The organism is Chroococcidiopsis sp., assembly GCF_051657925.1.
GTDB lineage: Bacteria > Cyanobacteriota > Cyanobacteriia > Cyanobacteriales > Chroococcidiopsidaceae > Chroococcidiopsis.
Genome location: NZ_JBOFLP010000170.1, coordinates 1 through 7,808 on the forward strand (window position 1 = coordinate 1; position 7,808 = coordinate 7,808).

Genomic DNA, 7,808 nt, shown 5'->3' on the forward strand with positions numbered 1-7,808 from the left:
AATGCTGCTGGTAGAGTTCTGGGTTAGTTTCCTTCAACAGTCCAATTGCTGCTAATCGGTGTCCGCCTGCTAGCAAAACTCCCTTGAGATCGACTACCAACGGCTCGATCAATCCCAAGGCTCCAACCGACTCTGCCAAATCTTTGACGTGTTGCTCTCGCAGCGGACGAGTATCTTCGGCTCTGGGATGAATGCGGGATAGGGGTAAGTTGACCCTTTGAGAGCGATCGCTTACTTGCTTGTCTTCAGCTACCCGATCTTGTTCGTGAATGGCATCAGCTACTTGAGCTGCCTGCGCGATTAGGGCAGCACTATCAGCGCGTTTTCTAGGTCTAGCCATTTGTTACCCACTCCGCGATCGCCATTAAATCTTTTGCCCCTTTTGAACTCGGCTCGGACTGCATCAGCGGGACTCGCTCGGCAGCAGCCCACGCTAAAGCAGAATCCTGGTGAACCGTTAGTCGCTTAATCGACGGGTAAGTTACCGCTAACTGCTCGTCTATTGCCCGATCCATTGAGCGGCGCAGGTCGATTTTACTTAAGACCAATGCCCAACGCTTTGCACCTTTACGCCCCTTTTGCTGCCGTAAATTCAACTCATTCAACACTCGCCCCGCACCCACAACCGCCAGCGGGTGAGCGTCCGTACAAACCAACGCCACATCAGCAGCGACTAAACCAAGGCGTTCTAGATACTCCACCCCAGGAGGGCAGTCAAAAATTAATACGTCATAGTCAAGTGGTGCTACTGCGTCTGCTAAGTCTTCAGGGTCTAGAGTTTGAATGTTGTGATCTGTTAGATCTGGTCCCCCTGGCAGGACGTGTAAATTTGGTGCAGCTTCCAAAGGCTTTGGTGCATTTCCAGACAATAGCTCAGCCGTGCCTAGTGCAGTTGGGTCAACTCCCAGAACGTATCCAGCATTGGATTGGGGATCTAAATCTACCACCAGTACCCGCTTTCCCTGAAAAGCCAATACAGAAGCGAGACTACAAGCAACTGTAGTCTTTCCTACGCCACCTTTTCTAGCTGCTACGGCAATTCGATGCTGAGTCATGGAGGGGGCAGATTGCGATCGCTAACGTATGCAAGGCAGGATAACAAACTTTGGCTACATAATGTCTGCTCAACTCAATCGATTGTCAAAACTTTAGTTTGATTAAAGACTATAGCATTGAGTGCAAGATTGTCTCTGCTCGGGAAAGAATGCGAGATAGCATTTGACATAGCCCCTATGCCATTTTTACAATTGATTTCGCGGATAAGCGGGGAAATCCACACCCTTGTACCCAAGAAGCTTTGAAGCGGCTAATTGCATTTTTCCGAGAACGATTATTTGAAATTTTCAGATGATAACAACTACTTTTTCTCGGTTTCTAATGCTAGAGAAATGACTACCAAACCAGGGATAACTTCCAGCAATAAAGCGGCGGCGGTGAAAAATGACCAGAAATCGGTATGCATAAAATTTCCTTGTAGAAGTAAAGTATTGTTAGTCAGCAATCGCTATTTACATTCCCGCATTGACCTAAGCGCAGGGACGCTTGATGACAGCTATGTGCTGTATGCTCGCTTGTACGGTATTAGGTGTACCAGGGCTTCAACCGTGGGTAGGGGCGTAAGAGAGACTCTCAAGTGATGCCGCTACCTCGTGCTTACTCTGTAGATAGATGTAATGCTCACCTATACATTTATTCGTTTGACAGACAAGATTTATGCAGCGTACTAGATAGCGATCGCTACTCCCAATTCCTCAATTCGCGATCGCTTATAAAAGCTCAGACTTTTTCATTTGGTCACTACTCAAAATTGCAGCAGCCCCAGAATAACAACACACACCAGGGCTACTGACAACAAATAACGCACTCACACACAAGAGCGCATTGCAGACACTGGTATTTTACTACAGGTACGCTGACATCGTAATGATTGTAGTCTGACCATCTCTATCCAATTGGCGATCGCGCTTTGTTTTTGTAACGAGGCTGCAATCTGAAAGTCACGAGATATTACGATGCGATCGTGTCTTCATAATATTGGGTTGATTTTTTCCTCGTAGGTATTTATAGTTATTGGTGCTTCGCCATATGTGATTGATTTAACTCAATAATTACTATAAACAAAATGTATCTACAAATGTTTCCAATTCTTAGGTGCTGGGGAGTACGGTTAGGGTTGGCTGGTGTGGTGGTAGGGGGCGCGATCGCTTTTGGGAATACTACGCTGGCTCAGGTTGTACCGGATAGCCAAATTAGACCTGATGAGACTTTAGGTGCAGAAAATTCACTCGTGACATCTGCTGGCGAAATTAACGGTACTCCTAGCGATCGCATTGATGGGGGAGCCATTCGCGGGACAAACTTATTTCACAGTTTTCAACAATTTAGTATAGATGAAGGACGGGGAGCGTACTTTTCTAATCCTACGGGGGTAGAGAATATTCTTAGTCGCGTGACGGGAACCAACACCTCTAACATTTTTGGCAAGTTAGGAGTGTTAGGTAATGCAAACTTGTTTCTAATTAATCCTAATGGCATTATTTTTGGACCAAATGCTACTTTGGACGTGCGAGGCTCGTTTGTTGGTACTACTGCTAATGCAGTGCGACTAGGGGAAACTGGATTGTTCAGTGCCTCTGAACCCACCACGAGCAATTTACTTGCGGTAAATCCATCAGCTCTTTTTTTTAATGCACTAGCTGCTCAACGGCAGATCGTCAATCAGTCGCGGGGATTGGGTCTTAACGGTGAGACAAACGTAACTGGTGGAGCGGTTGGTTTACAAGTACCAGCAGGACGAACTTTGGCTTTGGTGGGAGGAAACGTACTGCTAAACGATGGTAATTTGACAGCGAAAGGTGGACGCATTGAAATTGGTAGTGTAGGAAATGTTGGGGAAGTCAAACTCAACCAGGTAGAGGGAGGTTTGTTACTGGACTACAGCTCTATTAATTCCTTTGGAGAAGTTCGCCTTGAGAATACAGCAGTTGTGGACGTTACTGCTGGAGATGGTGGGAGTATCGCTGTCAACGCTGCTGATATAGCTTTAGATAGCAGCTTTCTTTATGCGGGGATATTAAGCGATTCCGGCTCGGCAGGCGCTCAAGCAGGAGATATTACACTTGATGCTACAGATAAAGTAACCGTTGCTAACAATAGCTATATCTTTAACAACCTGGACTCTGGAGCGTTAGGAAATTCAGGAAATGTCAACGTTGAGGCTAAACGCCTAAGAATCAGTGATGGTGCACAAGTAGGAGTTCTTAATTTTGGTGAGGGAAATACAGGCAACGTAAATGTACGCGCTTCTGAAGCAGTAGAACTAAGTAGAGGAGATACTGCGGCTTATGGCGGCTTGTTTGCTCAACTTGGGGAAACAGGCAAGGGAACAGCAGGTGACATACTCGTCGAAACCGGAAGTTTAACTGTTGGAGATGGTGCAGCAATATCAACAGCTACTTTTGGTGAAGGAAATGCTGGGAGAATAGAAATCAAAGCCCGTGACACTGTTTCATTATTCGGGCAGGGTAGGAGTTATATTGAAAGTGAGATTTATTCTGGCGGAGTAGGTGACAGTGGTGGCATAAGTATCGATACGGGTTCGCTGTTTCTCAGTGATAAAGCGGTTATTTCCTCAAATGTTAACGGGCGCGGGAATTCTGGAGGGGTAGATATTGTAGCCCGCGATCTAGTTTCTCTAGATGACCCTGGTGCGATTGCCCTGGCTGGAGAACCAGGAACCCTAATTCTTAGCCGAGTTAATGACGGCGCGGTAGGCAATGGTGGTAATATCAACATCAAAACAGGCTCTCTGCGTGTATCTAACTCTCAAATAACCACCAGCACATCAGGTGAAGGCGATTCAGGCGATATCACTATAGAGGCACGAGATCGAGTGACTTTATTGCGAAGCACCGATCTTTTCACTGAAGTCACTTCCCCTAGCGAAACCGAAAGTGGCATGGGTGGGATTGGCAAAGGAGGAGATATCACAATTAAAACTGGTTCGCTACTGATAGATGGTGGCTCTAACTTACGTGCCGATACAGAAAGTCGAGGCGATGCAGGCAATATAACCATTGAAGCGCGAGATAGCATCACGTTTAGCGGCAGATCCGATCGGTTTACCAGTGGTGCTTTCACTCAAGTAGAGCCTGAAGCGGTGGGACGAGGAGGCGATATCAACATTACTACTGGTACTCTATCGCTCTCTGGCGACCAAGAAATTAATACCAGAACTCAAGGGCAAGGAGATGCAGGGAATATTTTTATCAAAGCAGACTCCATTTCTCTTGCAGGTTCTGAAGTCCGTATTATCAGTGGTGCAAGTCAACAAAATCGGCTTGCTGGAACTTCAGGTAATGGGGGAGACATCAACATTACGGCTGGATCTCTAATCGTAACCGATGGGGCGCAACTATCAGCTAACACGGAAATTAGAGGAGCTGCGGGCAACATTAACATTGATGCGTCCCGACTTACCCTCGATAACCGAAGCACTATCAAATCCGAGTCTGTTGCTGATATCGATGGCGGCAACATTACCCTCAACATCGCCGACCTCCTGCTCATGCGTCGCAACAGCGGTATCTCAACCAATGCAGGCACAGCCCAAGCTGGAGGGAATGGCGGCAATATCACCATCAATACACCCTTCATTGTTGCCTTACCTGAAGAAAATAGCGATATCAGTGCCGATGCCTATAGTGGCAAGGGTGGTAACATTCGGATCAATGCAGAAGCCATCTTCGGTATCCAACAGCGATCGCAACAGACACCTTTAAGCGATATCACTGCTAGCTCCCAGTTAGGAGTCGATGGGACAGTGCAACTCAACTCACCAGAAGTTGACCCCAGCCGTGATGTTGTCGAACTACCTACAACACCAGTCGATGCTTCTACTTTAGTAGCATCAGGCTGTCCATCTGGAGCCGAAAACCGCTTTGTTGTCGCCGGACGTGGCGGCTTACCTCCTGCACCTGGGGATAAACTCAGCACTGATGCCCTCCTCACCGATTGGGCAACTCTGCAAACACCGGAAACCAGCAACCGCGCAACAGAAGAAAAAACCAACCCAGAAGCAGCCAATGCTACAACCAATCCCTTAGTAGAAGCAACTACTTGGCAATTCGGCTCCAAAGGCGAGATTGTTCTCACCAATGCCGATTCCACCACGTCAGGTCAGTTTAACGCAACACCCACCACTTGTCCTAGTTCGTGACTAAAGGCGATCGCCTGCATTTTCTCTCGCTCAATTATTTGAGCCTACCATTTTTGGCAACACGACCCTTTCGGATTATGCTTGAGACCAAAATCTGATGACCGAATGGCACATCCGCTATGGTGGACGTGGTCTGATGATTTCTTGGCACGTTGAAAAAAACTCTGTCTGTATTTGTTCGCAGTTGAAAACTTGTTCGTCTTCAGAGATAGCAGCAATGATTGAAGGATTGCTCCGCCACTGTACGGAGATGAAAGTTGAGAAGAATTATGTAAATAGTCATGGGCAGAGTGAGGTGGCTTTTGCTTTCTGCCATCTACTAAGTTTCCAGTTAATGCCGCGCCTCAAACGGATAAACGTTCAGAAGTTATATCGACCCCTAACTGGACATAATGATGCTTATCCAAATTTGCAACCGATTTTAACTCGCTCAATTAACTGGGATTTGATTCGCCAACAATATGACCAAATGGTCAAGTATGCGACTGCTCTCCGCTTGGGTATGGCAGAGACGGACGCAATTTTGAGGCGCTTCACCAAAGGTAATTTGTTACGCCCTACTTATCAAGCTTTAGCCGAACTAGGTAAGGCAGTAAAGACGATATTTTTGGGCAAATATCTACATTCGGTTGAACTGCGGCAAGAAATCAACGCCGGACTAAACGTAGTCGAAAATTGGAATAGTGCTAATAGTTTTATCTTTTATGGCAAGGGTGGAGAGATCGCCACCAATCGTTTAGAAGACCAAGAATTAGCTGTATTATGCTTACATTTATTGCAAATCTCCTTAGTATATATCAATACTTTGATGATTCAACAGGTGTTGTCTCAAGAGCAATGGATGAAGTTAATGAAGCAGGAGGATTTGCGTGCGCTTTCACCTCTGATTTGGGGTCATGTCAATCCTTACGGTACTTTTCGTTTAGACATGAATGAAAGGTTACTGATTGAGGCAGCATAAATGTTACGTTTTCGCTTTCCTCTAATCAGGTCAGATTTATCCGAGCTGAAAGTTATTCATAGTGAGGCTTTCAGCCAATCTTGCCCCTGGTGATAGCTTCGCTAGATCTACCCTTTGTAACGAGTATGGTTTGGTGGCGATCGCAGATGTAGTTGAATCTCATATCAAACCAGGGAAAGCATCAACGATCGTGCGATATTGGAGCTATCTGATATTTCATTCATCACTACAATTTATCCTTACTTTTTTAGGACTACCCCAGCAACAAGGTATCAGTGGGACAAAGGGCGATCGCACTTGAGAGTAGAAAATCAAATCTCCACAACCTCAGTTACTGATAGCTGATAATTGACAGCTAAACCTGTTACGAGTATGTGCTTTTGTGCTTTTGTGGTAAAAGGTTAAAGAATAACTCTGAAAGGGAAAATTCTATTCCTTTAACCCACTTCAGCTTCCTTTTCCCAATTCCTACATGAAGTCTAATGAGTGAAGGAGGGCTAAATTAAGAATAAGTTAATTGGCATTTAACTCCTAATTAATATAGGTTTAAAAAACTGATTATTTAGACTTATAGACACATAATTTGCGCTCAAATCTTGTTAACTTCTTTACACCTAGATAGCTTATATTTTTTATCGGAAACGATGAAGTATTGAATTTTGAATGCAACTGTTTCCAGTTATATATTAGAAAACTCTCAATTATTTAACAGCTTTGAAGAGTTGAAAGACATAACTACCTTAATTAAGTCTACAAAACTTAAATTAAAAACTTGAATTTTTAAGTTTAATACCAAAATATAAAGATGAGATTAGACAAGCTATAGTTCAATCTCATGTCTAAATACTTTTGGATACTAATGAAGGAGAAAAAAAATGGCGAGAATTAAGATATCCACACTTAATTCAGTGAACTCTGAGATATCTTGGGCTTCTAACAGCTTACTTAATGAGTTAACTGATTGGGAAATGAAAGCTGTAGTCGGTGGTACAAATGGATTAGTAGATATACAGGAAATGCTTTTGCAAGCATTACTTGATGTAACTAAGATGCACCTTGAGGCGTCGTCTGATTCTTCCGACGATAGCTAATTCAAAGATCCTGATTGGCTGACAAATCTTAGGAGAGAGGTTGAACAAGCACACCAATCGGAGCAAGCGGAAGGTGTAGCTCTCCAACGGGGCAAATAACATCATCGACTAACTAGTAAGCCTAAACAGACACAGGTAACAATGGAAAACACCTTCCGTTTTTATGATGAACTTTGCCGTTTATTCAAAGCACACTTAGACGCGCCAGGAATTATCAACTCAACCTACAATTTGCAAGATTAAGCACTCTCATTTTTGCCTAAGCTAAAGCTATTTAAACATTTCAAACATATTCTAGAGCTAAAAGCCAAGAATTGAAAAAATTAAGAATTCTAGTTTCTTCTCGATTGACTTAAGTGAGAAGTTTTTAAATAGTTTTGATAGACTTAAGCGATCGACCAAGAACTCTTGCTATCATCGAATAAATGCCATGTCCAGAGCATTACATTTACTGGATGAAAAATCACCAAAATATTTCCGGTTAAAGACCCAAAGGTAGGGTCGCTGCAACGAAGTGTCACGCAACAACCAGAAGCTT

At 44.2% G+C, this 7,808-nt stretch carries 5 protein-coding genes and 1 pseudogene; 4 read left to right on the plus strand and 2 right to left on the minus strand.

Annotated features, from left to right (window positions below; translation table 11 throughout):
* Both ACRC32_RS13800 and ACRC32_RS13805 read right to left on the minus strand, forming a co-directional pair.
* On the minus strand, nucleotides 1-340 hold a 340-nt coding region (locus tag ACRC32_RS13800), incomplete at its 3' end, for a ParB N-terminal domain-containing protein (RefSeq protein WP_438554512.1).
* Complete coding sequence (locus ACRC32_RS13805; RefSeq protein WP_438554513.1) at nucleotides 333-1,055, minus strand: ParA family protein; 723 nt, start codon at nucleotides 1,053-1,055, stop codon at nucleotides 333-335. The genes ACRC32_RS13800 and ACRC32_RS13805, both read right to left, overlap by 8 nt.
* A gap of 1,067 nt (nucleotides 1,056-2,122) precedes the next feature.
* Between ACRC32_RS13805 and ACRC32_RS13810 the strand changes: the two genes are divergently transcribed.
* From ACRC32_RS13810 to ACRC32_RS13825, 4 genes and pseudogenes are all read left to right on the plus strand, one after another.
* Complete coding sequence (locus ACRC32_RS13810) at nucleotides 2,123-5,218, plus strand: two-partner secretion domain-containing protein (RefSeq protein ID WP_438554514.1); 3,096 nt, start codon at nucleotides 2,123-2,125, stop codon at nucleotides 5,216-5,218.
* An 85-nt stretch (nucleotides 5,219-5,303) separates the two neighbouring features.
* Nucleotides 5,304-6,179: pseudogene (locus ACRC32_RS13815) on the plus strand (transposase); the annotation flags it as partial.
* A 61-nt stretch (nucleotides 6,180-6,240) separates the two neighbouring features.
* Nucleotides 6,241-6,480: a hypothetical protein gene (locus tag ACRC32_RS13820; protein ID WP_438554515.1), complete on the plus strand. Its 240-nt coding sequence runs from the start codon at nucleotides 6,241-6,243 to the stop codon at nucleotides 6,478-6,480.
* Nucleotides 6,481-7,054: 574 nt separating this feature from the next.
* On the plus strand, nucleotides 7,055-7,270 hold the full coding sequence (locus tag ACRC32_RS13825) for a hypothetical protein (protein ID WP_317111806.1): 216 nt from the start codon (nucleotides 7,055-7,057) through the stop codon (nucleotides 7,268-7,270).
* Nucleotides 7,271-7,808: the final 538 nt, after the last annotated feature.